This window comes from Planctopirus limnophila DSM 3776 (genome assembly GCF_000092105.1).
Lineage (GTDB): Bacteria > Planctomycetota > Planctomycetia > Planctomycetales > Planctomycetaceae > Planctopirus > Planctopirus limnophila.
This window is the reverse complement of the sequence record NC_014148.1, coordinates 1,572,537-1,599,036: the sequence shown is the minus strand read 5'-3', so window position 1 is coordinate 1,599,036 and position 26,500 is coordinate 1,572,537. Positions and strand designations below refer to the sequence as shown.

General features: G+C 52.6%; 17 protein-coding genes. 3 read left to right on the top strand and 14 right to left on the bottom strand.

The window, feature by feature from the left end; genetic code table 11:
* Positions 1-7: 7 nt before the first annotated feature.
* From PLIM_RS06435 to PLIM_RS06425, 3 genes are all read right to left on the bottom strand, one after another.
* A complete protein-coding gene (locus PLIM_RS06435; protein ID WP_041401285.1) occupies positions 8-2,551 on the bottom strand; it encodes a DEAD/DEAH box helicase in 2,544 nt (847 codons plus the stop codon).
* Between the two features lie 38 nt (positions 2,552-2,589).
* On the bottom strand, positions 2,590-3,531 hold the full coding sequence (gene thiL / locus PLIM_RS06430; RefSeq protein WP_013109509.1) for a thiamine-phosphate kinase: 942 nt from the start codon (positions 3,529-3,531) through the stop codon (positions 2,590-2,592).
* A gap of 193 nt (positions 3,532-3,724) precedes the next feature.
* Complete coding sequence (locus PLIM_RS06425; RefSeq protein ID WP_013109508.1) at positions 3,725-5,086, bottom strand: trypsin-like peptidase domain-containing protein; 1,362 nt, start codon at positions 5,084-5,086, stop codon at positions 3,725-3,727.
* Here PLIM_RS06425 and PLIM_RS06420 point away from each other — a divergent pair.
* Entirely contained in the window at positions 5,085-5,327 is a 243-nt protein-coding gene (locus PLIM_RS06420) for a hypothetical protein (protein WP_041401284.1), read from the top strand. The genes PLIM_RS06425 and PLIM_RS06420 overlap by 2 nt on opposite strands.
* 137 nt (positions 5,328-5,464) lie before the next feature.
* On the top strand, positions 5,465-5,776 hold the full coding sequence (locus PLIM_RS06415; RefSeq protein WP_013109507.1) for a hypothetical protein: 312 nt from the start codon (positions 5,465-5,467) through the stop codon (positions 5,774-5,776).
* Between the two features lie 198 nt (positions 5,777-5,974).
* Here PLIM_RS06415 and PLIM_RS06410 read toward each other — a convergent pair whose 3' ends face one another.
* The gene (locus PLIM_RS06410) at positions 5,975-6,976 is read right to left on the bottom strand and encodes an HAD family hydrolase (protein ID WP_013109506.1); all 1,002 of its coding nucleotides are present in this window, start codon (positions 6,974-6,976) and stop codon (positions 5,975-5,977) included.
* A gap of 189 nt (positions 6,977-7,165) precedes the next feature.
* A complete protein-coding gene (locus tag PLIM_RS06405) occupies positions 7,166-7,951 on the bottom strand; it encodes a (5-formylfuran-3-yl)methyl phosphate synthase (RefSeq protein WP_041401282.1) in 786 nt (261 codons plus the stop codon).
* Positions 7,952-8,383: 432 nt separating this feature from the next.
* On the opposite strand from PLIM_RS06405, the gene typA reads away from it, so the two are divergent.
* Entirely contained in the window at positions 8,384-10,219 is a 1,836-nt protein-coding gene (gene typA, locus PLIM_RS06400; protein WP_013109504.1) for a translational GTPase TypA, read from the top strand.
* A gap of 82 nt (positions 10,220-10,301) precedes the next feature.
* On the opposite strand, the gene PLIM_RS06395 is transcribed toward typA, so the two are convergent.
* The 9 genes from PLIM_RS06395 to recQ form a co-directional block, all read right to left on the bottom strand.
* Positions 10,302-10,769 (bottom strand): GNAT family N-acetyltransferase, encoded by a 468-nt coding sequence (locus tag PLIM_RS06395; RefSeq protein ID WP_013109503.1) that lies wholly within the window; start codon positions 10,767-10,769, stop codon positions 10,302-10,304.
* Positions 10,770-11,216: 447 nt separating this feature from the next.
* Positions 11,217-11,912 carry a tRNA (adenosine(37)-N6)-threonylcarbamoyltransferase complex dimerization subunit type 1 TsaB gene (gene tsaB, locus PLIM_RS06390; RefSeq protein WP_013109501.1) on the bottom strand — a complete coding sequence of 232 codons (696 nt, stop codon included), beginning with the start codon at positions 11,910-11,912 and terminating at the stop codon, positions 11,217-11,219.
* Positions 11,909-13,951, bottom strand: coding sequence for an ATP-dependent helicase (locus tag PLIM_RS06385; protein ID WP_013109500.1), 2,043 nt, complete (start codon positions 13,949-13,951; stop codon positions 11,909-11,911). Before PLIM_RS06385 ends, tsaB begins: the two co-directional genes overlap by 4 nt.
* 130 nt (positions 13,952-14,081) lie before the next feature.
* Entirely contained in the window at positions 14,082-14,975 is an 894-nt protein-coding gene (locus PLIM_RS06380) for a serine/threonine protein kinase (RefSeq protein WP_013109499.1), read from the bottom strand.
* Positions 14,976-15,168: 193 nt separating this feature from the next.
* On the bottom strand, positions 15,169-18,300 hold the full coding sequence (locus PLIM_RS06375) for a multidrug efflux RND transporter permease subunit (RefSeq protein WP_013109498.1): 3,132 nt from the start codon (positions 18,298-18,300) through the stop codon (positions 15,169-15,171).
* Positions 18,297-21,452, bottom strand: coding sequence for a multidrug efflux RND transporter permease subunit (locus tag PLIM_RS06370; RefSeq protein ID WP_013109497.1), 3,156 nt, complete (start codon positions 21,450-21,452; stop codon positions 18,297-18,299). The genes PLIM_RS06375 and PLIM_RS06370 overlap by 4 nt, the downstream gene beginning before the upstream one ends.
* Before the next feature lie 146 nt (positions 21,453-21,598).
* On the bottom strand, positions 21,599-22,879 hold the full coding sequence (locus tag PLIM_RS06365) for an efflux RND transporter periplasmic adaptor subunit (RefSeq protein WP_013109496.1): 1,281 nt from the start codon (positions 22,877-22,879) through the stop codon (positions 21,599-21,601).
* Between the two features lie 411 nt (positions 22,880-23,290).
* Entirely contained in the window at positions 23,291-23,785 is a 495-nt protein-coding gene (locus tag PLIM_RS22555; RefSeq protein WP_013109495.1) for an Hsp20/alpha crystallin family protein, read from the bottom strand.
* Positions 23,786-24,064: 279 nt separating this feature from the next.
* Positions 24,065-26,350, bottom strand: coding sequence for a DNA helicase RecQ (recQ, locus tag PLIM_RS06355; protein WP_148227006.1), 2,286 nt, complete (start codon positions 26,348-26,350; stop codon positions 24,065-24,067).
* Between the last annotated feature and the right edge of the window lie 150 nt (positions 26,351-26,500).

The window sequence follows — 26,500 nt, the reverse complement described above, 5'->3', positions numbered from 1 at the left end:
GCCTCGATCATGCCGATTCCTCGTCATCGATCTCTAATCCGTCGCCAAAATTGTCCTCAGTCGTCGTTTCGACCAGAGGCAACTCTTCGCCATCGGCTTCACCAAAACCGGGTGGACGAGGTGGCAGTTCAATTTCATGTACCACGGGAACATCGTTGGTTTCCCCCTGCAGGACATCCCGTGCAGCATTGGTCGCCAGAGCCTGCTCCGTACTTTGGGGATCCACCGCCTCGCAGCTCCACGAAATCCTGGTTGCCAGTTCCAGAAGCTCATCTCTCCACGCTTGCGGATCTCGATGGGGAGGAGGGCAATCTGCAAATTCTTCTAATAGCAGCACCATTCTCAACAGATGCTTAAAAACGAGCCCTTCCTGTTTGGCCAGATCGCGACCGCCAATCAGCTTGTAGAAGTTGAAACCAAATTCTTCGAGATCGGCCACCACATAGACTGGTGTCATGGGGATACTGATGCCGGGATAATCGGATTGAAACAGCATCAACAGCTTCTCAGGCAACGTGGGTGCATACTTTCGCTCTTCCGGCGGCAAGGAGGGATCAAACTCGGGATACAAGTCTCCGGCAGGCAAAATCCCTCGAGCGATAATCTCCGGATCAAGCACCTCCAGAGCCAGTCGTCCCGGTGGCAAAAATCGGGGAGGCGGAATGCGGACAGACCTCACCAGCGATTTGGGGAACTCCAGGACACTTTCGAGTGCCAGCATCCATTCGATGCGATCAGCCTTTTCGAACTGATCCGCGAGAAACACTCCATAGAGCGGATGAATGCTGCGAAAGGCAAACATGCGATCCATAGCCGCCGTCGGTTTTGCAAGAAGTGGTCGATAGACGCTCTTTTCGGTTTCATCCTGCCGCTTCAGTTCTGTCGCCGATTTCTTCCCCTGCTGGGCGCGCTTCTCATCAATCGATTTCTGCAGATGCTGCGACAGCCAGCTCAGCTTTTCAGGAATCTCTTCAGTTATTGTTTCCGTCGTTTCAGGTTTTGAGGGTTCGCTGGCGACCGGTGGTGGAGGATCGAGTTCCACAAACCCGGCATGATGCAAGGCCACCAGCATCTGCTCAAAGTCACGTTCGCACGCATTGAGCCGACCAGGATCCATCAATCGTTTCCGCACGAGGACACGAATTCGATCCACTTCGGGTGAGAGTTTGAGCAGATAGGCCACCAGCCGAATGGGAAACTCGCCCTGACTCACCAGGTCTCTGGGTGGAGCCGTTTTCAATTTCTCGAATTGTGCATCGTTCCAATACTGTTTGGCAGGATTCCGCGTGGGCATCTTCTTTTTGAGTGCTTTTTTCGCCTTAATCAGCAGAGGATCTTTCGTATCCTCCGGTATCTGGTCGTACTTCTCCTTCCAGCGGGCAATCCGCACATCATCCTCGTGGGGTAAGGCGTAAACAAATCCCTCTTTATCAAATTGAGGCCGCCCCGCGCGCCCAAAAATCTGATGCGCCAGGCTCGCGTCGATCGGTTTCTTTTTGCCGGGTGGCCCTTTCAAGAGACAGGTCATGACGACCGATTTTGCGGGCAGGTTGATGCCTGCGGAAAGCGTTTCGGTGCAAACACAAATCGACAGCAGCTTCTCTTGAAACAGTTCCTCGACCAGCCGCCGATGCTTGGGCAATAACCCCGCGTGGTGGACGCCCACACCGCGATGCAACAGCTGCTTCAGCTTCGGCCCCACGCCATGTTTGAAATCGACATCTTTCAATCGGGCGGCCAGCTGCTTCTGCTGATCACCTTGAAGGACAGATCGCCCCTTCAACTCTTCTGCGGTGCTCCAGCACAATTCCCGATCAAAACAAAAGACGAGTGCCGGTGTCCTGCGAGCTTCCCCTTCCCCCTGAGCCATAAACTCCAGATGTTCGGCAACGAACTGATCACCAATCCAATGAAACGTGAGAGGAACCTTTCGCTCCGTCCCCACCACAAGTTCCAGTCTTCGCCCATGGCAGCGATGCAGCCACGTCACAAATGGATTGGCATTCCCGATGGTCGCAGAAAGGAGCATCAGCCGGACATGCGGCGGCAGCAAGGAGAGCGAGAACTCCCAGACAATGCCTCGCTCAGGATCAGAAAAGCTGTGAAACTCATCCATCACGACGGCGAAGACATTCGCAAAGTCGAAAGCATCCGGGTGCAGCAATCGATTGAGGAGAATCTCCGCCACCACCACCAGTACACGGGCATCAGGATTGACCTTGCGGTTGCCTGTCACCAGCCCCACATCGTCGCGCGAGAAACCCCAGCGTTCCGCAGCATCTTGAATCTCGGAAAACTTCTGGTCGGTGAGCGCAATCAGAGGTGTCGTATAATAGATGGTTTTCTGGTTCTTGAGGGCTTCAAAGATCGCCCCCTCAGCAATGAGCGTTTTCCCCGTCCCCGTCGGAGCCGAAATCAGCACACCAGTTTCAGAAGTAAACCAGGCAAACAGCGCTTCCTCTTGAACCGGATAAGGTGTGTAACCAAGCGTGTCGTAATACTGTTCGAGAACCTGGTCTCTTCGGAGTAATTCCTGATCAGACAACGACATCATCCTCAGCTTGCAGCCATTCAAATCGCGAAACAGTTTCAACCAAAGCGATGGACATAACCACCGGGAACCAGTTCTTTTGACTCTCCCGTCTCGCTGACGATCCTGCAAGCCTCTTCAGAAACAATCGTGCCAATTTTTGTGAGGGCAATGGGCAGCTTCCAGTTCTGCCGCAATGTCTCCCACTGAGCTGGGGAGAGCGTGAAGAGGAGTTCAAAATCTTCACCATCATGAAGGGCATGTGCGAGCGCCGGTGGAGAACTCAGGTTCACGACGTCGGCATGATGGCGGACATCCTCATGGACAGGAATCCGCTTCTGTTCGAGTACAGCACCCGCATGGCTCGCTCTGAGGATGTGCCACAAATCGGAAGACAGTCCATCACTCAAATCGATCATTGAGTTAAGTTTGGCCAGCTTCAATAGCTCAGCAGCCACATCCAAGCGGGGTTCGAACTTCAGATGCCTGCCATAGATCGAACCACCCAGAGCACCGCTCACAACAATGACGTCACCCACCTGCGCACCGGCTCGACGAATCGATGTCGCTTCAATCGTTTCGCCCACCACTGCCACATTGATCACCAGGCGACCATCCCAACTGTTCGTATCTCCTCCAGCAACAGGACAATCCCATTTTGCGGCCAATTCCAGAACGCCGCGCATTAATTCATCCGCTTCGTGGGCGTTCCAATTACGCGGGATGGCGATCGAAACAAACGAGGCGATGCACCTCCCACCCATGGCTGCAAGATCGCTCAAGTTGACAGCGAGTGCCTTCCGACCAGCCCAATAGGGGCCGCACTCCTCGACGACAAAGTGTACACCATCCAGGAGCATATCCGTGGCGACGAGTGTCTCTCTGTCTTCTCGAGAACCTAAACCGGCGGCATCATCACCAATTCCCAGAAGCACACGAGATGAACCCCCGGCTGCCTTTCGGATTCGCTCAATCAGGGCAAACTCGGGTCGAAAAGTCATTCTGCCGCCTGTCGCCTGCATACACTGTTCAAGATGGTTCTCGATTGAAGATTAGCAACCTGCTCCTTCGACAACCAAGCCGTCGCGAAAAAGATTAAGCCGCAAGCTCTTTCCGGACATCCGGTGAAAGCTTGCGGCATCGTCTTCACGCATGGTTCAAGTTAAAACGCATTCAGTCGACAGTGATCAGAATCTACTGGCGGCTGGCGGTCTGCAGGTGGCCGAACAATGTTTCCTGACCGCGTACAATGTAAAACTTGATTGGGTTCAGCTTGATTTCGTTCGATTTGTTGACGATCCAGGTCACGTTCTCGACAGAGAGTGTTTCCCAATCATGCAGACCGACGAGAATATCGCCCTTGGTGATCCCGTTCGAAGCAGCCGGGCTGTCCGGGCGGACATCGACGACTCGCAATCCACCACGGTAACGTGTACCTGTCAGCAGCTTTTGATCAGCAGCAATCGGTGCCAGTTTCAAGCCCAGAATCTGCCAGAACCGTTGAGCTTCCGTCTCATTGATTCCGGTGGATGCAGGACGAAATGCCTGATTCTGCACAAGAGAGATATTGGATTGCCCGAGAGCAAAATTCAGTTTTTCATCCCGATCATTACGCCGAACAACCAGATCCAGATTATCGCCAGGCTTACGGCCCAGGAGCGATCGTTCGAAATCGACAGAATCACTTACTTCCAGTGAACCGGCCTTGAGAACCACATCACCAGCCTTCAAACCGGCGCGTTGTGCAGGGCTGTCGGAGAGCACATTTTCAATAATCAACAGCTTTTGTGTTGCCGTTTTCAGATCTCTGAGAATCGCGCCGTGATAACCCAAACCCATCTGCTCAACAGAGATCAGTCGAGCCACCACCTTGCGAGCGTCGTCGATGGGAATCGCGAAGCCAATTCGCTGCGCCCCGGCCCGGATAGCAACATTCACACCGATCACATCACCGTCCATATTGATCAGCGGGCCACCGCTGTTGCCCGGATTGATGCTGGCGTCGGTCTGAATCAAATTGCGGTATGATTGCGTCTCATTGACTTCCACATCGCGGCCCAGAGCACTGACAATGCCTTCTGTCACGGTGTGGCGATAACCATAAGCGTTACCAATCGCCAGTACGCGTTCAGCAAGGTAGATATCGCTCGATGTTCCGAAGGGAGCGACTTTGAATGTCTTGGTGCCATCCACCTTGATGACCGCCAGATCCTGTTCTTTATCGACGCCGATGACGCGGGCATCGTAATCGCTGCCATCTTCGAATGTCGCACGAATCAGTTCGACATCAGCCACCACATGGTGATTGGTGACGATATACCCGCGTTCGTCAATGACGATGCCGGTCCCCATGCCGTTAATCTTGCGACCTCGGCTAGAGGCAAAGACAGAGTCCCGTTCCTGAGCTGACTTCTCAGTGTGAATGTTCACAACGGAAGCCGATGCCCTTTTGTAGGCCCGGACGGCTGGGGTTTCACGAAGCTCCGAGGCACTGGACAGCACTGCTGTCAGGCAGAGAACTCCGTAAATCGCTGGCGTGATAAGCCACTTAATCATGGGGAAGATCACTCGTGGTCCGCAGGGTTGCGTTGTGGTCAAACGGCTCAGGCTGCCACGATCCATCGTGTTGTATTGGAGCAATCCTCCATGGCTCCGCCGGGATGGCATCGACCAGTTACCCGGCAGGGTTGAAATGCACTTGCGTCATGGCGTACAGATTGCCAAGTCGTTACTCGTGAAATGGGGTAAACTCTTCGGCTGTGCGGCCGCTGAGTTCGTCCAAAACCAGAGGGTTTAGAGACTTTTGTTCAAGAGTGTCTGTGAAACTTCACCAAAGACCAGCAGTAGTAGTACGAATCGGCAGAGATTGCCGAACCGCCGGGATCACAACGAAATAATTCACTCCAACTGATAGAACACAGCCGGGGAGCAGTCATGTCGCGTTTAGAGAAATTGAAGCAAATGTTGCAGGAAACTCCTCAAGATTCGTTCCTGCGTTATGCGCTGGCCCTCGAGCTTGTCAAGTCGGGAGAAACAACCTTGGGGCTGGAAGCGCTGGACAGCCTCATCGCTGATGATCCTGATTACGTCGCAGCTTACTTTCGAAAAGCACAGGTTCTGGCCGAAGACGAACAGACCGCTCAAGCCCGTGATGCCTGCCGGGCAGGAATTTTGGCTGCTAAGCGTGTGGGAGATGCTCATGCCGCCGGAGAAATGACAGCTTTTCTGGAAACTCTTGAAGATTGATCGTTTCTCTGGCGAGCGAGAAATCTGAATTTTCACCTGGTGACAACTTCTACGGAATCCAATAAACAATTTCGCGGCGCGTGGCTGGGGTTGAGCGTCTTCGCGAACCCCCAGATGGTGCCGAAGATCGCTGGGGGTTCGAAGACTCAACCCCAGCCGCCCAAGACCAGGGAGCGCGGTCAAATACTGGTATCCGTATTAGTTCTGTGATGGACGGCTTTCTGGAAAGATCACTTTCCAGTCGCGCTGCATATCAATCACGATCCACCCTTTGGAAGTGGCGTCTGTCAGTGCCCGATCCAGCCGACCAAACGGAGACTGTCGATCGTAGGCAAATTCCCGAACAGCATCTGTATGGTGCACAATCAGACCCAGACCATTAGCCGGGCCCGATGTGACATATTCCAGCATTTCGTAGTCGCCATCCGAATTTCCTACCGCCATCACCGGTCTCCGACCAATGACTTGTCGGATTCCCACCGGTTTTCCCGCCTGATCATCAATGAAATTCAGTTCGGCAAGACGTACGAGCACAGGTTTTCCATCGCGCAGTTCGTACTTCAGTTTCACACTGCTGCCAATGACCTGTTCAGGAGGAATCCCATAGACTTCTTTTGCCCAGGGCCTCATGAATTCGATGCCTGCGCCCGAAACGATGAAGGTCTTGAACTCGTGCTGGCGCAGAAAGGCCAATAGCTCCAGCATCGGCTGATAGACACATTCGGTGTAGGGTCGATGAAACTTCGGGTGCCGGGCCTTGCGAATCCACTCGGTCACAATGTTTTCAAACTCGTCGTCTGTCATACCGGCATGAGTCGCCATGGTCAGTTCTGTCAGACCTTTGGCACCCAGCTTTGCCAATGCGGGGAGATCTTTTTCGATCACTGCGCGAAAAGGCTCTTCTGTCCGCCACTCGGGATGTTTGTCTGCCAGCAATCGCACTCGATCCAGCGCAAAGGCCAACTGCACATACATGGGCTGCTCGCACCAGAGCGTTCCATCGTTATCAAAAGTGACAATTCGCTCAGAGACAGGCACAAACCTGGGCGAGCCCTCAGTCGTTACCGATTTCACATATTCCAGAATCGCTCGGCGTGCTGCACTGTCATTCCAGGAAGGTAATGGTTCCTCTGCCAGCAAATTTGTCGCCATCCCCACCACCGCCAGTGCCATGAAAAAGATGTGCCTGGATTGTGTCATCGTTACTCGCTTTGAGTCATGATCTCTGAATTGCTCACGATTCAAATACACTCAAATCATGGCTGCTTCCCAACACTGTTGCAGAATAGCCATGCACTAACCCATCCTTCAAAGGAAATCGTGATTCTGTGTTGAATCACAGAGACGTTCTTGAATCACGGGCACGTTTCGCTGGTGATCTCTGGTTCGCTATTGCCGAGTCATAGCTTCCAGCGGCAGCGACAACTCCGCACTAAACTTTTCCAGAGCCTCGGGACTCACACTCCGATTTCGATCCCGCAATTGACAAACTGCTGATCGAACGGCCAGCAAATGCGGCTCAAGTTTCTTGAGAACGGGTAGCATTTCTTCTCGAATCTGGCCGGCAATGGCGAGCAGCATCCCAGCAGCGACCAGTTCATCTCGACAAGCACTCAATTGTTCCCAACTGTAAACGTCGGTCATCGTTTGACCCGTTTTCTCATAACTGTCAATCAGCACGCCGGCCAACTGTTGCTGGATGGCAAAAGTCTTGACTTCTTCCAGATCGGGGGCTCGTGCCGCAGAGTCAAAATAGGCGACTGCCATCCAGCGGAAACTGCGTTTTGACAGAGCTTCTGTTTGCTCTCGGAACTGGAGCCATTTTCGAGTCCAGCCTTCTTGATCTTCCCGTTGGCCTGCACACTGTTGCCGTCCACACTGAGCTAACCCCACTTTTAAGACATCAACGCCTTCCGGAATCGCACACGGTTCAACTTCTAAAAGTTCCCCGAGTGCGAGTGACGTCACCAAACCAGAATGGACACGAGTCGGCCTGCCTGAGGACTTTTCTGAGACCCCAGGCGCAACCCGATGTTTTCCGGCAACAGCCAGAATTTCTCTCCAGACAGATTCGTCGGCCCTGCCCAGGGCTCCCCGCGCAGGGTCTTTAACGTCCAGCACAGCGACCCCGGAATTGACCACCAGCCTGGCCTCTTCGGCATTCCGGACACTCACCAGAAGCTGGTTTCTCCTATGAAGGAGCTGATTCCAGGAAGAGGCCATCCCCGAACACATCAACAAGCTCCAATCTAATTGATCCAGAATCAGCCGATGAAATAGGTACGATCAATCGAAAATCCATATTCTTCGCGAGATTATCACAAGTCCCGGGCCGTGACAGGCTTTCGAGTCGGGAACTATGAAGATAGACTAATACCTTGGCAAAACCGCCTCAGGTTATTCAGTCTCAGGCTCATAGAACATCGGAACTGGTTGAAACCAGTTTCCGCGTCCGGTCTGGCTGAGTTTTGCGCGTCGACCGTAATGGTGGACTATGCGATGACTCAAAGACCGAGTTGCCAAACTAAACGCTGACAAGGTTGTCAGCCCCGTATTTCCTTGCGGTGAACTTACTGTTCGACCCGCCCAACTTTTTGATTTGAGAACATGAAGCGACGAAACGACATCCGCAACGTGGCCATTATTGCTCACGTTGACCATGGCAAAACCACTCTGGTGGACAGTTTGATCAAGTTCAGTGGCCAGTTCCGCGAGTCACAACTCCAGCAGGAATGTATCCTGGATTCTAATGACCAGGAACGCGAACGCGGCATTACCATCCTCGCCAAAAACATCGCCCTGACCTATGGCGATACCAAAATCAATATCATCGATACTCCCGGCCACGCCGACTTCGGTGGTGAAGTCGAACGCGTCTTGCGGATGGCCGATGGCGCCCTGGTACTCGTCGACTCGTTCGAAGGTCCACGCCCACAAACTCGCTTCGTGCTCCAAAAAGCACTGGAAGTCGGTCTTCAGCCACTCGTGGTTGTCAACAAAATTGACCGTCCCGATGCCCGGCCTCTCGATGTTTTGAACGAAACTTTTGATCTCTTCGTCGAACTGGGTGCCGACGACGCGACTCTCGATTTCCCTTATGTGTTTGCCAGTGGCCGCTCAGGTTATGCCTCTCATGATCCAGCGACACGCAGTGGAGATATCCGTCCACTGCTCGATCTGATCATTGAGCGGATTCCCGGGCCGGAAGTTGATGAAGAGGCTCCGCTGCAGTACATGGTCACTTCGCTGACCTACTCGGAATTCGTGGGCCGGATTGCGACGGGTCGTATTTCGTGCGGCAAGATCAAGACTGGCCAGACGATTTCGCTGATGAAGGCCGACGGGTCGATCAAGAACGAAAAAGTCGTCGCCCTGGAAGTTTTCGACAAACTGGGACGTACTCCCGTTCAAGAAGCGACCGCTGGTGATATTGTCGCGATTACCGGGCTATCCAAGCCTGAAATTGGCGATACCGTCGCCGACCCGGCCTTTCCTAAAGCCATGCCTCGAATCAGTGTGGATGAACCCACCATTTCGATGGTATTCACAATCAACAGTTCTCCCTTTGCCGGTGCTAAAGAAGGTGGCGGGAAGTATCTGACCACTCGCCACTTACGGGATCGACTGGATCGTGAACTTGAATCGAACGTGGCTCTGCGAGTGACAGAAGCCTCTGACAAAGAAGCCTTCAACGTCTCCGGACGTGGCGTGCTTCACCTCTCCGTGCTGATTGAGCAGATGCGACGCGAAGGCTACGAACTCTCCGTGGGCAAGCCACAAGTCATTCGCAAAAGAATTGACGGCAAGATTTACGAACCATTCGAAATTCTTGTCGTCGATGTCCCTCAAAACGAAGTTGGCCCCGTGATGGAAATTGTGGGGAATCGCCGCGGCGAAGTCACCAATATGACCACCAACAGCACCGGGATGTCCCACCTCGAGTTCTCGATCCCGGCCCGTGGCCTGATTGGGATTCGAACCCGGATGCTCAATGCGACGCGTGGCGAAGCCATTATTCACCACCAGTTCGACTGCTATAAGCCAATCGAAGGCGATGTTCCTCGCCGGGCGAACGGTGTTCTCGTTTCTCAAGAGCGTGGGAAAGTGGTCGCTTTCGCCCTCGGGAAACTCCAGGAGCGTTCGGAACTCTTCGTGGCCCCGGGCGATGAAGTCTATGAAGGGATGATCGTGGGAGAAAACTCACGAGATACCGACATGGTGGTCAACCCGATTCGTGAAAAGAAACTCACGAACATGCGTGCCTCAGGTTCTGATGAAAACATCATCCTCAAGCCACCACGCCGCCTCTCTCTCGAAGCGGCTCTCGAGTACATTGAAGATGATGAATATGTCGAAGTGACTCCCTCTATCATTCGTCTCCGCAAAATCCGCCTGACAGAAACCGAGCGCAAGCAGCACTCGCGAGGTAGTGTGACCGAATAGCTGCCATTTCCTGATTGATGTGCACTATGAGACTTCCATGGCATTTGCCGTGGAAGTCTTTCTTTGTAACCACTATCGAGAATTATAATCGTTTCAAGAATGTCACTTTCCCGATACCGTCCGAGTAGTAGTCAGGAACAGTCGCCACGTCGTTAAAGCCGTGCTTTCTATAAAATTGCCGGACTGGTCCGAAGTCGTCGGTGGAACTGGTCTCGATGAGAAGCAACCTTCCGCCCATTGATCTGATGTGCTCTTGGCAGGCCTCGATCATAAGCGAGCCAACCCCCTTGGTTTGGCGTGTTGCACGCACCATAATCATCAGAAGTTCCCATGTTCGATCAGTCAACTCCCTGGGTAAGTAGTAAGCCACGGCTATGAGTTCATCTTCGTCTTCACAAACCAGCGCATGATGTCCTAATCGCGATTTCGTCAAGTGATAATCATCAAACAGGAGTTGTAGCGTCGGAAGATCTTCGATCGTGAATAGACCTGTAGTCTCACAAATCGCCAGAAGTTCGGGAGTATCCTCAGGTCTAATCATTCGAATCATTTTCCCATCCTTGTCGAGTGCTGTTCCCGATCGCTACGGACGACCTCAAATACGATTTCATAATGCGTCCTATTCAAAATGGATACGAGGAAACGCATGAGGGTATCAGGAAATCTTTTGCTGCTTCCCCTTTTCACAAGTCGAAGGAACTTCAGGGCGCTACAACTCACTGGTTGTGAAAGTCGTTCTCTTCTTCTTGCGACCGGGTGGCTGGGGTCAAACGTCCTCGTTTGCCCCCAATTCGTTGAGCGTTGATGTTCAAGGTCATCATGATGAGAAGGAACGTTACCGGTGCAGTCATACTTGCGAATGGTGATGACCAGGTGGCGGATGAAGACATCCGACCCCTGCCACCCCGGCGTGAAGGCATGCTTGCCCAGAGCTGCAAGCATGGCACACAAAGTAAAGCAGAATCGTCGGATGCGTATCATTCTCTGAATATAGAATTCAAGATCTGGCCTTCGCAGCCTTTTCTTCTGCAGCACTGAGCCTTGCGTAGAAAGGCTCGAGCGTCCAGGGATCTGAAAACTGTGCCTGGTCATAGAGTTTCTGTGCCAGGCGGGCAATTGTGGTCGCGGGAGGAGCTGCCACGCTGGCTTCGATTCGCTGAGCTGCGGTCGATAACTCCACAATTCGAGACAATCCCGGGCCGATCAGCACATCTGTGGTCGTCAGGCCCGCGAGCCATTCCCGCGATTTAACGATCTGAATGGCATCACTCCGTGAAAAACCAATTGAACTTCGCTGGTAATGCCCCACGAACAATTCACCACGCTGGGCATCTTCAATCGCCCAGACTTGACGATGTTCGCCACTCCAGGCGGTCGCGCTCGCCAGCAGACTATCGACCGCCAACAGTTTCGCTCCCGTCGTATAGCAAATGGTCTTGGCGACAGTACAACCCACTCTCAGTCCCGTAAAACTTCCGGGGCCAATACTCACGCTAACAGCCGTGATCTCGTGAGGTTGCACTTGCGCCTCACGGCACATCTGTGCCAGCTCAGCCACGAGTGTTTGCGCATGCCGGCGGCCCGTCGTTTCGAGCTGACGGTGACCGACAATCTCGTCCCCTCGAACAAGTGCCAGCGAACCTTCACGGCCTGAGGTTTCGATCCCCAGAATCAGAGGCAGTTGATCGCTCACAACATTTCTCCATGTGGGGCGGGATGGCCGGTTCGTCCGCCGCCGGTTGTCCGGGATCGGGCCGCTGTATCAATACCCGCTCCCTCCGGAGCGGCAGTGGTTTCGATCGCAGTTCGCATTTCTTTCAAAAATCGCGACGGCTTGGTCTCGCGTTTCTTGCCCCATTTCACCCGGCTCTGCGAACGGGTAATTGTCAGAAAATCTTTCGCCCGAGTAATTCCCACGTAACAGAGCCGCCGTTCTTCTTCGACAGAGGATGGGTTTTCAAACTCTTCATCGACACTGCGTTTATGTGGCAATATCCCCTCTTCCAACCCCACAAGATAAACCCGCTCAAACTCCAGACCTTTGGCACTATGCAAAGTCATCAGAGTAATGGCATTTTCATCGGGTCGTTCGGGGGCAGCAAAATCAGATCCTCCCAAAGAGATCTCATCGAGATATCCCTCCAGTGAAGGGGACCTCGACTGGGCCTCATATTGCGAGACGGCATTTGCGAATTCACCCAGAATCAGATTTCTCATTTCCTGCTGCTCGGCTGATTTATAGGTTCGCTCAATTTCACGGGCGTAACCAGTGGTCTCGACCATCCGCAGGAATGTTTCGCTTAACTTGACCCCGGGTTGTTTAAAGGCTTCTCTCAAACCCGACATCTGCTTTTCAAACTGTCGCAGGTTATTGAGTGCCTTGGATGTAATCTCGCCAGCGGCAGCCGCATCCGGAATCACATCCCAGAATCGACGTTTCTCTTTGACAGCTCTGGCCAGTAATCGCTCGCAGGTTGCGTCACCAATCCCGCGCGGAGGTACGTTGATAATCCGCAGTAGCGAAAGATCGTCCCGCGGATTCACAAGCACTTTCAAATAAGCCTGCAGGTCTTTGATTTCCTTGCGATCAAAGAAGGATTGTCCACCGACAATTCGATAATGAATCTGCTTGCGGCGAAGTTCATGCTCAAAAATTCGAGGCTGCTCATTGGTGCGAAAGAGGATCGCGATTTCGCAGGGGCGAACATTGAGCTGATGAATCAGATAAGCAATATCCCGCACCACGCCTTCGGCTTCTGCCTGCTCATCGGGATATTCCCGGAACACCACCGATGTTCCCCCCCGATGAGCAATCAATCGCTTCTCATGACGACCACGATTATGGGCCACAAGTTGATTGGCCAACTGAATGATCGACTCTGTGCAGCGATAATTGTCTTCCAGTCGCACCACTTTTGCAGCAGGAAATGACTGCTTAAAACCTAGAATATGCTTCACCTCGGCACCGCGCCAGCCGTAGATAGACTGGTCATCATCACCCACCACACAGAGATTCTGGTGCCGCCTCACGATGGATTCGATCAATCGAAACTGCAGTTCATTCGTGTCCTGGTATTCATCAATCTGCACAAAGTCGAATCGATTCTGCTGTCGCTCAAGTGCTTCCGGATGATGTTTGAACAATTGAAATGTCAGGAATAGCAGGTCATCAAAATCGACTCCGCCAGCCGCCTTGAGCGCCAGTTGGTACCTGCGGTAAGCCATGCCGGCGAGTTGTTCATGATCCGAATCGGCAATCTCCTGTGCGAGATCGGGCATGACTCCCTGCATCTTCCAGCGACTGATCTGGGCGAGAAGATCTCCAGGTTTCAAAGCCGTATCGGTCATCTTAAGGACTTGCAGAGCTTTTCGTGCCGCTGACTCCTGATCTCCGCGATCATAAATCACGAACTGTTTGGGATATCCCAGTGAATCAATTTCCTGTCTCAGAATGCCCACACACCAACTGTGAAACGTCGAGATTGTGGGCCGCTTTTTCATGGTGCGGCCTAAGAGCAATGAGGTTCGATCCAGCATTTCCCGGGCCGCTTTATTGGTGAACGTCACCGAAAGAATTCGTTCAGGATCAACGCCAGCAGCGATGAGATCGGCCATGCGATAGGTAATGACTCGTGTCTTGCCAGTTCCAGCGCCGGCCAGAACCAGAAGTGGCCCGCGATGTGTCCGCACGGCCTCCTGCTGTGGGCGATTCAAATGCGAAATATCCAGCATAAGTCCCAGGAATCCATCGAAGACTTGATGAGAAACTGCCTGACCACACTCAAGACGGCCTCGTCAGACGCCGAGGTTTGTGGTCAGCATAATCAGAAGGCCCACTGCTTTGAAAGCTGATGGATACCGTTCATGAGTTCGCTGGATCTTTGGCACTCTGCTCCTGATGCACAGATCTTAGAACCTCAATCATTTCGCTGATCCTCTGCCAGCGATCATTCGTCTGGATAGCCAATCCCTTCATGACGGCCTGAACAATTCGATCATCAAGATCGGGGCAATAGGTTTTGAGATCGGCTGGTGGCGAATTTAAATGGGAAAGAATCGATTCGAGTGTCTGCCCAGATTCCCAGGGTAACTGGCCGGCAAACATTTCAAAGCAAGTGACGGCATACGAGAAAACATCAATCCGCTGATCTGTCCGTTGCCGGCGGATCAGTTCAGGTGCCATGTAGTTCGCAGTGCCTGTGCGATTACCAGGAGCCTGAAAATGCGGTGTATTGGGAACCACCAGTCCAAAGTCGATCAACTTGATGCGGTGATTTTCATCGAGCAGGATATTTCGTGGACAGATATCGCGATGGATCCAGTTCTGCCGATGGAAATAATTGATCGCCTCTCCCAATTCGATGGTCATTCGCAAGCAGTGCTTTTTCATGACTTCGTTCTGAGCACTGATCAGAAAACTCAGAGCGACCCCTTCGACAAACTCCATCACGAGATAAGCCTCGTTTTTGGTCGTCACCCCGTGCTCAAACGTCTTGACAATATGGGGATGTTTGAGGGTGATGGCAATCTCACCTTCGGATGGTTTTTTGAGCCCCTTAAATCGAGCCTCCAACCGGTTGGTCTTGTCGATGTCGAGGACTTTCAGGGCCACAATCTTGCCGAGTTTGGAATCCCGCGCTTTCCAGACTTTGGACATACTCCCCTGACCGACACGCCCGTAGAGTTCAAAACGACGGCCGATATCGACCTTCTGAACACGGGGTTTGCTTTGGAACAGTTTTTTTAGAAAGTCCATCACGAGAACGACTCTTCCACAAAGCGATTCAGAAAGGGTTCAGTAAGACACTCTCTCGATGGGCCCAAAGAAGTCTGCAACAATCTCAGTATAACCGGGAAACTGGCTCCGGACTACTGGCCATCAGGACCTGTTCAACCAGTCGACCACCGGAAGAAACAACGCACCACAGATTGGCACCTCAAAAGTCTCGTCAAACGGAAGTTGCCAGTCCCTCCCTCGATGACTCCTGATGGGAAATTGCTAATCTCGAATCGGCTTTACTTCCGAATCGAAGGCGAACTCGGTCAAGAAACAGGTACACCACAGGTGTTGTATACAAGGTTAAGACCTGGCTGAAGATCAAGCCGCCCACAATGGCAATCCCCAGTGGCTGGCGGATCTCGGCTCCGTTGCCAGAACCCACAGCTAATGGCAAGCCCGCAAAAAGTGCGGCCATCGTCGTCATGGTGATAGGACGAAACCGCATGAGACAGGCTTCAAAGATCGCTTCTTCCGGTGATTTCCCTGCGGTGCGTTCAGCTTCAATGGCAAAGTCGATCATCATGATGGCGTTCTTTTTCACGATCCCGATCAAAAGCAGAATCCCGATCAGCGACATGACATTCAGTTCATAACCACATAACAGCAAGGCCAGTAAGGCGCCGACTCCCGCTGAAGGCAAAGTTGACAGAATGGTCAACGGATGGATGTAGCTTTCATAGAGAATCCCCAGCACGAAATAGACTGAAACCAGCGCCGCCAGAATCAGGAGTGGTTGAGTATTTAACGACGATTGAAAGGCCTCGGCGGCACCCGCAAATTTCCCCTGGATATTTTCCGGCAAGCCGAGTTTGACCGAAATCTGCTCGATCTGAGGGACAATCTGACTCAACGAGACACCCTGGGCCAGATTGAATGAAATCGTCGCTGAGGGGAACTGCCCCGAATGATTGGCAGATAGCGATGAGTTCGTTTTCGTGATGGTGCATAACGCCTGAAGTGGAATTTGTGCCCCTTCCGGCCCCTGCACATACAGCCCGTTCAACGCATCCGGATTCTCAGCAAACTCCTGCTCGACTTCCATCACAACGCGGTATTGGTTCTGGGATTTGTACATGGTTGAAACCTGCCGCTGACCAAAGGCGTCGTACAGCGTGTTATCAATCTGCGCAAGCGAAACTCCTAACCGGGCCGCTGTTGTTCGATCGATCTCCAGCCGGGTCTGCAGGCCGCCATTCTGCTGGTCAGAATTTAAATCGACGATGCCCGGTATCTGCCGCATCTGGTCGAGAAGTTTCGGCGTCCATTCATTCAGCTCTTCAATACTGTCTGCCTTGAGGCTGTATTGATATTGAGCACTGCTTCCGCGTCCACCGATCCGAAGATCCTGCACGGACTGCATCAGAAGTGCAGCGCCGGGAATCTTCGAGGCTTTTGCACGAATCCGTCCCATGATCTGTTCGGGGGTCGCTCTTCGTTCACTCAATGGTTTGAGCATCACAAAGATTCTCGCTGAGTTTGTGGCGCCACCAAAACCTCCTCCAATCGAAGCCTGAACGGTCGCGACAGCCGGATCGTCTTCAATAACAGCGGCAAACTGATCGAGCAGAGCCGTCATGGCTCGAAAGGAGGTGGCCTGATCTGCCACAAGATTGGCAGAGAGACGCCCCGTATCCTGCTGAGGGAAAAACCCTTTGGGAATCACGGCATACAGGTAACCTGTCAGGGCAATTGTTCCCATGGTCACAATCAGTGTCATCCACTGATGCCGCAAGACGACACGCAAGCTTGAGGCATACATGCGAATCCATAAATCAAAAATCGCTTCGGTCCAGCGAAAAAACCAGCCGCGATCTTTGACTTTACGATGCTTGAGCATCCAGGCACACATCATGGGTGTCGTCGTTAAGGAGACCACCATTGAGACGCCAATCGCCACGGAGAGTACCACTGCAAACTCACGGAACAACCGTCCCACGAGTCCGTTCATGAGCAGGATCGGAATGAATACGGCGACTAGAGAAATACTGATCGACAAAACGGTAAAACCAATTTCGCGGGCCCCTCGAATCGAAGCCGCCATGGGCGACATACCCTCTTCCAGATGGCGAGAGATATTTTCGATGACCACAATCGCATCATCGACCACAAATCCCGTGGCAATGGTCAGTGCCATCAGCGAGAGATTATCAAGACTGTAATTGAGTAAATACATGGCCCCAAAAGTTGCCACCAGTGAGACAGGGACCGCTACCGAAGGGATAATCGTCGCCCGGAGATCTCTGAGAAAGAAAAACACGACGAGAATCACCAGGCCCACTGACAACATTAAAGTAAACTGCACATCTTCCAGTGATGCCCGAATCGTGGCCGTTCGATCCATCGTGACTCTCAATTCCATTTCAGCCGGAATCTGAGCATCTAACTGAGGCAGCATCGCGTTGATCTTGTCGACAATTTCGATGATATTCGCACCGGGCTGTCGGAAGATGAGCAGGGAAACCGAACGAACTCCGTTGCTGATGCCGTAGGACCGGCTGTTTTCGACAGAATCAGTCACACGGGCGACATCCCGCAGTCGAACAATTGCCCCATCCTGTTGATAAAGTATCAAAGAGGCATATTCTTCCGCCTGATAGAGCTGATCTGTGGCATCTAACGACCACGCTTTCTGACCATCGTCGATCAATCCCTTGGGTCGGTTGGCATTTGCATTACCCAACACTTCGCGAACATCTTGTAATCCGAGGCCAAGATGATTCAGCAGTGCTGGATTCACGTCAACACGCACTGCCGGTGCCGAACCACCGCCAATAATGATCTGCCCCACTCCGCGCACCTGCGACAATTTCTGCTGCAGAATCGTTGCAGCCGCATCGTACATTTGTGCTTGTGTGTAAGTATTAGAAACAATACTGATTCCCATGATCGGGGCATCGGCAGGATTCACTTTTCGATACGATGGGTTATTCGGTAGATTCGTGGGAAGCTGGCCTCTGGCAGCGTTGATCGCTGCCTGAACATCACGGGACGCTGCATCGATATTGCGATCCAGATCGAACTGCAACGTGATCGATGTGTTTCCCAGCGAACTATTGGATGTCATCTCTGTAACACCAGCGATTCGCCCAAACTGTCGCTCGAGAGGTGTCGCCACAGCCGATGCCATCGTCTGAGGGCTGGCTCCCGGCAGATTGGCACTTACCGAAATCGTGGGAAAATCAATCTGGGGTAAAGGTGCGACCGGTAAAAAAGAATAGCTGAGCGCACCCGCCAGCATGATTGCCATCGTGAGCAGCGTCGTACCGACGGGCCGTAAGATAAATGGTGTCGAAAGATTCATGCACGCTCTCCGGAAAGAGCGACAAAACCACTCTCATGGTCATCTCGATCGAGCTCTTGTTGCAGAATTTCTGCACGAGAAGCCGAGAATCCCAATCGTTCGCCGAGGTGTTCAAACCACAAGAAGATCACGGGTGTCGTATAGAGAGTGAGCAACTGACTGACAATCAGTCCGCCGATAATCGTGATCCCCAGCGGGCTGCGGAGTTCTGAGCCAGAACCATGACCTATGGCTAAAGGGACTGCGCCCAGCAGTGCCGCCATGGTCGTCATCATGATCGGACGGAAGCGTAACAGACAGGCTTCAAAAATCGCTTCTTCTGCCGACTTACGATCAACCCGCTGCGCATCAATCGCAAAATCGATCATCATGATCGCATTCTTTTTCACGATGCCGATCAGCAGAATAATCCCAATGAGACCAATCACACTGAGATCGACCCGGCAGAGCAGCATGGCAGCCAGTGCTCCCACTCCAGCGGAAGGGAGTGTCGAAAGAATGGTCAATGGATGGATAAAACTTTCATAGAGGACTCCCAGGACGATATAGACCGTCACTAAGGCTGCCAGTATCAGCCATGGAGTACTGCGCAGTGAAGCCGTAAAGGCCTCGGCTGTTCCTTGGAATCCACCGACGATACCTGCCGGCATATCCAGTTCCTCGTGGACGCGGTCAATCGCTGCGACCGCCGCTCCTAAAGAGACTTGCGGAGCCAGATTGAACGAAACCGTCACAACCGGAAACTGCCCTTGATGGTTGACCGTTAAGGCTGTATTCGAATCTTCCAGAGTGGCAAAAGTGTTCAATGGGATCGGCTGGCCGCCCGGAGGCTGGATGTAGATCTCACTGAGATCTTTCGGCGAGTTGCGGAATTCGGGAAGAACCTCCAGGATCACGCGGTACTGGTTCAGCTCTGTAAACATGATCGAGATCTGCCTCTGGCCATAGGCATTATAGAGAGCCTCATCGATCATGAACGGAGTAACTCCCAATCGCGAGGCAATATCACGATCGATTCGGACTCTCAGTTGCAATCCCCGATTGAGCTGATCACTGGCGACATCCCGGAGTTCAGGCAGCTCTCGGAGTCGCTCCACAAATCGAGGTGCCCATTCTTCCAGATCTTTGGTATTGGGGCATTCCAAACTGTACTGGTATTGAGTCCGGCTTAATTTCGTCTCGACTGTTAAATCCTGAACGGGCTGTAAATAAAGTTGAATTTCCGGAATGCTATCGACTCGTTGCTGAATCCGACTGAGAATCTCACTGGCACTGGCGTGGCGCTCTTCGAGTGGTTTGAGATTGATCTGAATTCGGCCACTATTGACCGTGGTGTTCGTACCATCAATACCAATAAAGCTGGAGAGACTGGCGACATCTTCATCTTCCAGTATCGCACGATTGAGTTCGAGCTGTCTCTGGGACATTGCCTCAAACGAAATACTTTGCGAAGCTTCTGAAATCCCCAGGAGCACTCCTGTATCCTGCACCGGGAAAAAGCCCTTCGGCACAATCATGTAGAGGTAGATCGTGGCGACGACGGTGGCCGCAAACACCAGCATTGTGGCCAGTTGATGCCTGAGAACCACTTTGAGTGAATCGCCGTAGCGGGCAATAATCCACTCAAAAAATGCTTCCGACTGGCGATAGAGCCAACTCTGCTGAGCCTGATGAGTTTCTTTGAGCAGGCGGGCACACATCATCGGAGTGAGCGTTAAAGAGACCACTGCCGAGACGAGGATTGTCACACTGAGCGTCACGGCAAACTCACGGAAGAGTCGTCCGACGATATCTCCCATAAACAATAGTGGAATCAGCACTGCAATCAGAGACACACTCAAGGAGATGATCGTAAAGCCAATCTGGCGGGCACCTTTGAGGGACGCCTCCAAGGGGGAATCTCCTTCCTCAAGGTAGCGGATGATATTTTCGATCATCACGATGGCATCATCGACAACAAAGCCTGTCGAGATCGTCAGCGCCATGAGCGTGAGATTATTTAGGCTGAAGCCCAACAGATACATCACGCCAAAGGTCCCCACTAAAGAGAGGGGAACGGCGACACTGGGAATGAACGTGGCGCGAAGATTTCTAAGGAACAAAAAGATCACCAGCACCACGAGTGCAATGGTCAGGAGCAGTTCAAAATGGACAGCTTCAACCGATTCACGTACCGTCTGCGAACGGTCTGTCAGGATGTGGATATCAATCGCTGACGGGAGTGATTCTTTCAGTTGTGGAAGCAGGTCACGAATCCTGTCCACCACTTCAATCGTATTCGCACCGGGCTGTCTCTGAATGTTCACCAGTACTGCGGGGGTCGTATTCAACCAGGCGGCCAGTCGTTCGTTTTCCACACCATCGATCACCCGAGCAACTTCCGAGAGTAAGACCGGCGCACCATTGCGATAGGCCACAATCAAATCTGCGTATTGGCTGGCGGCGTAAATCTGATCGTTCGCTCCAATGGTAAAGGCCTGCTTCGGGCCATCAAAACTTCCTTTGGCCTGGTTGACGTTGGCGCCCGCCACGACATTACGAATGTCATCCAGACTTAAGCCCAGATGAGAAAGGGCTGCAGGATTGGCCTGAATTCGCACAGCTGGCTTTTGGCCACCACTGAGACTGACAAGCCCCACGCCACTGAGTTGAGAAATCTTTTGTGCCAGGCGGGTATCGGCCAGATCCTGCACTTTCGACAAAGGTAATGTCTGCGATGTCAGGGCTAAGGTGAGTACCGGGGCATCGGCGGGATTGGTTTTGGTGTAGATCGGCGGATTCGGGAGATCTCGGGGAAGAAATGTCGAAGCGACGTTAATCGAAGACTGGATCTGCTGAGCAGCGACATCGATATCGAGTTCCAGTTCAAATTGTAATGTAATGACAGAACTGCCGTCGGAACTGGTCGATGTCATCTGCTGCAGGCCTGGCACCTGCCCGAACTGCCGTTCCAAGGGTGCGGTCACGGATGACGCCATCACATGGGCACTGGCACCCGGATAGAATGTCACCACTTGAATCGTGGGATAATCGACCTGTGGCAATGCTGAGACGGGTAACAACCGATAAGCGATCATTCCCGAGAGGAGAATCGCAACCATCAGCAGGACAGTGGCGACGGGCCTGAGAATGAAAATCCTTGAAAGATCCATTTCGATTTTCGATCCTCACCAGTCCCAAGCAATGTACAAAAACAAGTGATTCCGTTGATCGGGACTTCAGGCGGCATCGAGAGGTCTGCTTTGGCAAAGCCACTTGATGACTCACTCATCAATGCCCGGCACCCCGTTGAAAAGACCTATCTGGCTGCAGGCGGCGTGACATCGCTGGACTTTTCCTTGCGACCTGCCGGTTGATCGCGAAGAGTGATTTGTGCTCCCGGTTTGAGCTTATCGATTCCCTCGATCACCACGATCTCACCGACTTTCAGACCTGACTCGACAATCGTTTGATTCCCTTCAGATGGCCCGGTCTGAATCGGTCGGAAATCGACCTTCTGATCGGCATTCACCACATACACAAACGAACCCTCGGGTCCCTGTTGAATGGCTGCTGAAGCCACGGTGATGGCACCGATCCGCTCATCGATCAGAAGACGAGTATTCACAAACTGATTGGGAAACAACTGGTCGGCATCGTCTTCCACAATGGCTTTGAGCCTTAATGTCCCGGTGGCAGAGTCCACCTGGTTGTCGGCCGCCAGCAACTCCCCTCTCGCCAGCAGATTGGAAAAGTCTCGGTCGTAAGCGAGAACTTCAAGTGATTTCTGCTCGCGAATCCTCTGTTGAATGCGTGGGATTTCATCTTGTGAGACAGTGAAGACAATCGTAATGGGCCGCACCTGATTGATGACTGCAATCCCAGTCGGATCATTCGCGCGGACGATGTTTCCCAAATCGACCAAGCGCAACCCAATACGCCCTGAGACAGGTGCAGTAATGCGGCAATAGGCAATCTGCAACTCAGCGTTGGCAATGGCTGCCTGATCCGACTGAATGATCCCCATCGTCTGATCGACGATGGCGCGCTGCTCCTGTACCTGCTGCAAAGGAATGATTTTTTCTTTCAGCAATTGCTCGTAGCGATCAAGTGTCAGCCGGGCAGAAGCGAGTGCCGCTTCGTCGCGAGCCAGTTGCCCAATCGCCTGGTCTCGCTGCAATTCGAAGGGGCGCTTATCGAGCTCGGCCAGAAGTTCGCCTTCCTGAACCATTTGCCCTTCTGTAAAGGCAATTCGAATCAGTTCACCCTCGACTCGCGCCCGGACTGTGACCGTCTTAAATGGCGTGACCGTTCCTAATCCATTGAGATAAAGTTTGATGTTCTGTTCGCGAACTTCGGTTGTCCCGACGGGGATGATGCGGGACGGTGGCTTTTGAACTTCCGATTTCAGACCGACAAATGCCTCCACGCGGGGCCACCAGTCGTCTCTGAGATACCAGACCAGAAAGGCCATCACAAACAGACCGGTGAATACGAAGAATACCTTCTTCGAAGAGCGTGTGGTGGAAGGTGATCCGCCGGGCTGCTCGATTTGAGTGACCGACTCGACACGCTTTGCAGATTCTTGGTTGATCGTCATGAGAACTCACTCCTGAATGCAGGAGCACTCAAACTGGGGGATGCGGGGCAGGATGACAGACAGAGCTTCTTCGAGGACCGCCTGAATTTGCCAAAAGTTAGCGCGGCAGACAATCTCCTAAGAGCATACGTCTACCGGGGGTACTCGACCAGTTTATTGCGTCTTACAGACTGAAATTCATTGAAAATCAGAATTCAGGCTCACTTCAGTTTACCGCTAAAACTCGCAGAACGCCCTAACCGTTGAGGATCTTGTGTGAATCCCCTTCAGTGGATTGTGCATGTCATCTTCAAAGTCACCAGTGAGTTCATAAAAATACGACCTGGAAATACAAGAAGGCCCACAGAACTGCGGGCCTCCGTAAGAACTGAACGGCAAATTTCCCATTGAATCCGTCACTCAGGCAATGAGCTATTGATTGCCGCTCGTCAAATCCTGATTGACCATTCCCATCTGTGATTGGCAATTGCCGGTCGATTGCAACGTCACTCGGAATGGCTTGGCGGCTTGACTCTTGGGCAGCTTGACATGCAGCACTCCCTGATGGAGAGAGGCTTCGATCTGCGCCAGATCCACTGCTGCGATCAATTTGACGCGCTGTTCAAACTGACCATAGACCCTCTGATCGTTTTGATGCTTTTCCGCAGGTGCCTTGCGTTCGCCCTTCACCACGAGATGGTCTTCATGCACTGTGATCTCAAGATCCGCTTCGTGGATGCCAGGGAGATCCATTTCAAAATGAATCGCTCCTTCATCTTCCCAGAGACTGGAGGGAAAACCAGTCCAAGACTGGGACGCTGGAGCGAGAAAGTCTTCGAACAATCGGTCGAAGACTGGGGACAGCCGATGCCCTGGCAAAGCTGCCACCAGATGTCGGCCATTTGAGTTTTGAACTGCTGGAATCATGACGATCTCCTTGACTTGTCCACGGGCAACTTAGAAAAGAAAACCACTCTTGATTTGATGTCTGATTGTTGGTGCCCGTGCCCCCGGAACTCAGACGTTCCAGCAAAAACGCAAACGGCATTCCCAAAAATTCTCCGAAATGTATCCTGAAATTTGATGAACACTTACGACAAACGCCATCTTGGCAGGACGTTTCAAAGCCGCCATTTTGACAGCCAAAATGTCAGTTTGGCAATGCCCGATCTGCCCGTCTTCATTCTGAATCCTTACGAATGAAAATCACTTGGGCCAGTGGCCGCGATTCTGCAGGCAGGCGCGCACGACTCGCAATTTTTCGTAGGTGACCTGACCATTCAGCCGGTCAAACGCGGGCTTCAATCGGCGGTGATCCTCTGCCTCGAAAGCTCCCTCAATCTGAGAGAACTCGCTCTTTTCAACCCACGGGAGACCATCCTGCAGTCCCCGATCCAGAATGTATTCTTCCAGATATTGCGCGACAGTGGATCGGCTTCGCTCTAGAACTTTTGCCACAGCCTCAAGCTCCTGCCCGCTGGAGAACAATTCATATGCTCGCTTCTGGATCTCTCCGGGCTCTCGCTTGATCGGCGGGCTTTGATCGACAGTTGCCGGTGGAGAGTTTTGACTTTGTTCTCTCACGGCAAACTGATCGCCAGCCAGATTGCGTTCGTGACAATACCGCGAAATCACAGCGACAAAGACCTCGCCGTACAGGCTGGTCTTTTTATCTCCAATCCCACGAATCTGTCGAAAACTGATCGTACTCAACGGACGGACAGCCGCCATCTCCCGCAGTGGAGCATCTCCGAAAATGATAAATGGGGGCACTCCACGCTCTGTTGCCAGTTGCCTTCGCAAATCACGCAACTCTTCGAAGAGTTCACGATCAACACCTGCCCACGCCACTTGAGCAACACCTGTCTGTCTGAACGAGGTCGAATTCGCGACGAGTAATTGCGGGCTCTGGACACCCTTCAAAACAAGCCGACCTGCCGGCGTGACCCGCAGGAGGCCGTACTCGCCATATCGTTCGAGAAAACTTTGCGAGATGAGTTGCTCGATCCAATGGCGCAGGACTTTCAAGTCCACGCCCTTCAACAATCCAAATGTGCTCAGTTGGTCATGCCCACGATTAAGGATGTTTTTGGCGCGCGATCCCACCAGCACTTTACAAACATGATCTGCCCCGAAACTTTGTTCGACTCTTACGACACAAGAGAGAATCATTTGCGAGACCACCAACGAATCTTCAACTTCCGTCAGTTCGCCCAGACAGATATCGCAGGCACCACATTCACCCGATTCCCCCGCCTGTCCAAAGTATTCGATAATCGCTCGATGTCGACATTTTGTCGATTGGCAGAACCCTTCCATTCCAGCCAGGACCTGCTGCGCTGTCTGTTGAGCCTTCTCTGGAAGATTAGCCTGCAAGCTACGCCATAAAGCAAAATCCCCCTGGGCATAAAAGAGCCAGCACTCGGCATCGAGTCCATCGCGACCTGCCCGACCACTTTCCTGCTGGTAAGCTTCTAAAGATTTTGGTGCACCGGTGTGGATGACGAACCGGACATCCGACTTATCAATCCCCATGCCAAAGGCGACTGTCGCGACGATGATCTCGACATGATCATTGAGAAATGCATGCTGGTTGGCATGCCGCTCTTCATCGGGCAGACCGGCATGGTAAGGGAGTGCTCGAAATCCGGCCTGCTTGAGCATCGTCGTTACATCGTCGACATCTTTTCTGCGGAGACAGTAGACGACACCTGATTCTCCGGGATGCCGCCGGATGGTCGAAATCACCTGCTGATCTCGATCTTCTCTGGGGATGACCCGGTAGATCAAATTCGGTCGATCAAATGATCCGACATGGAATTGAGGATTGGCCAGGCCGAGTTGCCGGGCGATATCCTGACGAACTTCCTGTGTGGCGGTTGCCGTAAATGCATGGATGGGGAGTTGTGGAAAGCGATCTTTCAAGCCCGAAAGCATCCGATATTCCGGGCGAAAATCGTGTCCCCAGTCACTGATGCAGTGAGCTTCATCAATGGCCAGCATGGAAAGCGGGACTTGCTCGAGAAAGCCCAACATCCGGTCGGTCATCAATCGCTCAGGAGAAAGGTAGAGCAATCGAAGTTCACCCGAGCGGATCTGACCGGCAATCTGCTGCCGCTCCTGATTGGACAACCCGCTGTGAATGGCCGCAGCTGCAACACCTACTTCCTGAAGTGACGACACCTGATCAAACATCAGTGAAATCAACGGTGAAACGACAATCGCCAGGCCTGGCTTTAACAGAGCGGGAACCTGGTAGCACAGTGATTTCCCGCCGCCCGTGGGAAGCACCACGACACTTTCCCGCCCAGCGAGCAAAGCTTGAATCACCTGTTCTTGAAGAGGCCGAAAATCTTCGTATCCCCAAAGTCGTTGAAGTAACAAACGAGCTTCATTGAGGCAGGAACCTTGAGCGACGAATTGAGAACTCGAAGCTTGATCGAGTTTTTCACGGGTGATTTCGCAATCAGCCAAATCAGTAACGTCCACCATACTGACCAAGCTTTCCTCCCTGAATGCTGAACTGAGTGGCTGCAACCCGTGCATGGATTACAAGCCCTATATCCCGTAAACAGCCTACAAATGATTCACTCGATCCCCAAGTCACTGGCGGCTTTTCAATCACCGGCCACAGTTCCAACC

What these genes read in the sequence shown, in the direction of transcription:
- typA (WP_013109504.1), top strand. Translation starts at nt 8,384, where the DNA reads ATGAAGCGACGAAACGACATCCGCAACGTGGCCATTATTGCTCACGTT.
- PLIM_RS06420 (WP_041401284.1), top strand. Translation starts at nt 5,085, where the DNA reads ATGGGGAAGATCACTCGTGGTCCGCAGGGTTGCGTTGTGGTCAAACGG.
- thiL (WP_013109509.1), bottom strand. Translation starts at nt 3,531, where the DNA reads ATGACTTTTCGACCCGAGTTTGCCCTGATTGAGCGAATCCGAAAGGCA.
- PLIM_RS06425 (WP_013109508.1), bottom strand. Translation starts at nt 5,086, where the DNA reads ATGATTAAGTGGCTTATCACGCCAGCGATTTACGGAGTTCTCTGCCTG.
- PLIM_RS06380 (WP_013109499.1), bottom strand. Translation starts at nt 14,975, where the DNA reads ATGGACTTTCTAAAAAAACTGTTCCAAAGCAAACCCCGTGTTCAGAAG.
- PLIM_RS06385 (WP_013109500.1), bottom strand. Translation starts at nt 13,951, where the DNA reads ATGCTGGATATTTCGCATTTGAATCGCCCACAGCAGGAGGCCGTGCGG.
- PLIM_RS06415 (WP_013109507.1), top strand. Translation starts at nt 5,465, where the DNA reads ATGTCGCGTTTAGAGAAATTGAAGCAAATGTTGCAGGAAACTCCTCAA.
- recQ (WP_148227006.1), bottom strand. Translation starts at nt 26,350, where the DNA reads ATGGTGGACGTTACTGATTTGGCTGATTGCGAAATCACCCGTGAAAAA.
- PLIM_RS22555 (WP_013109495.1), bottom strand. Translation starts at nt 23,785, where the DNA reads ATGATTCCAGCAGTTCAAAACTCAAATGGCCGACATCTGGTGGCAGCT.
- PLIM_RS06435 (WP_041401285.1), bottom strand. Translation starts at nt 2,551, where the DNA reads ATGTCGTTGTCTGATCAGGAATTACTCCGAAGAGACCAGGTTCTCGAA.
- PLIM_RS06370 (WP_013109497.1), bottom strand. Translation starts at nt 21,452, where the DNA reads ATGGATCTTTCAAGGATTTTCATTCTCAGGCCCGTCGCCACTGTCCTG.
- PLIM_RS06365 (WP_013109496.1), bottom strand. Translation starts at nt 22,879, where the DNA reads ATGACGATCAACCAAGAATCTGCAAAGCGTGTCGAGTCGGTCACTCAA.
- PLIM_RS06375 (WP_013109498.1), bottom strand. Translation starts at nt 18,300, where the DNA reads ATGAATCTTTCGACACCATTTATCTTACGGCCCGTCGGTACGACGCTG.
- PLIM_RS06395 (WP_013109503.1), bottom strand. Translation starts at nt 10,769, where the DNA reads ATGATTCGAATGATTAGACCTGAGGATACTCCCGAACTTCTGGCGATT.
- PLIM_RS06410 (WP_013109506.1), bottom strand. Translation starts at nt 6,976, where the DNA reads ATGACACAATCCAGGCACATCTTTTTCATGGCACTGGCGGTGGTGGGG.